1 protein-coding gene and 1 pseudogene are annotated in these 2,083 nt (G+C 34.3%); both read left to right on the top strand.

Annotated elements, in window-relative coordinates; translation table 11 throughout:
• Positions 1-179 precede the first annotated feature (179 nt).
• A pseudogene (locus U9R42_11670) lies at positions 180-374 on the top strand (cell filamentation protein Fic).
• 77 nt (positions 375-451) lie between these two features.
• Positions 452-1,960 (top strand): AbgT family transporter, encoded by a 1,509-nt coding sequence (locus U9R42_11665; GenBank protein MEA3496681.1) that lies wholly within the window; start codon positions 452-454, stop codon positions 1,958-1,960.
• The last annotated feature ends 123 nt before the right edge of the window (positions 1,961-2,083 follow it).

The following is a 2,083-nucleotide window of genomic DNA, read 5'->3' as shown; positions in this document are numbered from 1 at the left end:
TGTAATTCATACCCATATTTGCACAAAGACAATTTTAATTCCAGACTATTAGGAGTTATTGAAAATTATGAAATATGCCCAATAGTGTATAATGTTTACGAACTTTTAAAGCAAGAAATGAATTTTAGGGAGGTTCTATAAATACATTCGCATTAAGATTTCCAGAGTTTTTTATAAACATTGTACAGTTAAATGGAAAAGAATTGCTAACACACGCAGGGAAAATAAGTCATAAAATGGCAATAGAAAAATCGAGTACGGAATTTAAAAAATATAAAGAAACTCAAAGACAAGTTGAAAAAGAAAACAGTATAAAAGAGTTAGAGGAAGATTTAAACAAATTAACTAAGAAGATAAAAGATGGTAAGAAATAGTCAAATCAAAAGCTAAACGTACCATATTTAAACCATTGTACAACATGCTAAAGTAAAAGACTTATAACAAAAAAATTATGAAGATAAAAAGAATCAATATACTTGGAGGAGTTGAAAAAGTTGGAAATGCACTACCTCATCCTGCCGCTTTGTTTGGAATATTCGCATTAATGACCTTAGTATTATCCTTGATAGGTTACTATCTGCAATGGGAAGGAGTTAATCCCGGCAACGGAGAAACCATTAAAATAGAAAACCTCCTTTCAAGAGATGGACTTCACAGGATACTTCTTGAAATGGTTAACAGTTACACAGGTTTTGCACCTTTGGGCATTGTTATGGTCGCAATGTTAGGAATAGGGATTGCCGAAAGTAGCGGACTTATTAAGTCTTCAATTAATCTGTTGCTTACTAAAGCACCTGAAAGTTCAGTTACTTTCTTGATTGTATTTACAGGAATACTCTCAAACATAGCCTCAGATTTGGGATATATTCTGATTATTCCTATAGCAGGAGTTATATTTCATTCATTAGGCAGACATCCTATTGCTGGTATGGCAGCAGCTTTTGCAGGTGTAAGTGGCGGATTCAGTGCAAATTTATTTATCGGAACGATAGATCCTTTACTTGCCGGTTTATCAACTGAGGCTTCACAAATTGTAGATGCGGATTATTACGTATTGCCTACAGCCAATTATTACTTTATGGTAGCATCAACATTTGTTATTTCTATTGCAGGTACTTGGGTAACTAAAGCCATCGTTGAACCCCGTCTTGGTAAATACACTGGCAACATAGAAAAAGAAGAAATAACTAATCTAAGTATAAATGAAAAAAAGGGACTTAAATGGGCAGGCATAGTTTTATTATTATTTATTATTCTAATTGCGTTAGGTCTTATTCCCGATAATGGAATTTTACGAGCTGATGACAACACTATACTTCATTCACCGGTAATAAAAGGATTTATTGCAGTTTTGTTTATCATAGCAGGAACTTGCGGAATCGTTTATGGATATGTAAGTGGCACTTTCAAAAAACATGAAGATGTTATAAATGGAATGAACAGCAGTTTTAAAGGTTTAATTTCATTTTTGGTTTTAGTCTTTTTTGCATCACAGTTTGTTGCATGGTTCAAGTGGAGCAACCTTGGTATTCTGGTTGCCGTGAAAGGAGCAATATTCCTTCAAAGTGCAAATTTGGGACTCATACCACTGGTCATAATGTTTATAATTATCTCTGGCATGATTAATATGTTCATGGGAAGTGCATCGGCTAAATGGGCAATTATGGGACCCATATTCATTCCTATGTTTATGTTGTTGGAATATTCTCCTGAATTATCACAGGCAGTTTTTCGTATTGGCGATAGTGTTACAAACTTAATTTCTCCTATGATGAGCTTTTTTGCCCTGATTATTGTTTACTTTGAAAAATATGATTCGAAATCGGGCATTGGTTCACTTATAGCTACCATGTTACCCTATTCTATTACCTTCTTCATCGTATGGACATTACTGTTGATAATTTGGATTGTATTTGGGTTACCACTTGGACCGGGTGCTGGATTGTACTACATTAGTTAGTGCCTCTAAGAAAACTATCAAATTTTATGATTTCTAAGATTTTTGACCTGCCTTTGCCGTCAGGCAGGTGAGATTTTTATTTTTTGAGACGAGGCGATGCCTTAGCATCAGTGAGTTGAGAAA

The organism is Bacteroidota bacterium, from assembly GCA_034723125.1.
Classification (GTDB): Bacteria; Bacteroidota; Bacteroidia; order CAILMK01; family JAAYUY01; genus JAYEOP01.
This window is presented reverse-complemented; position numbering and strand designations above follow the sequence as displayed.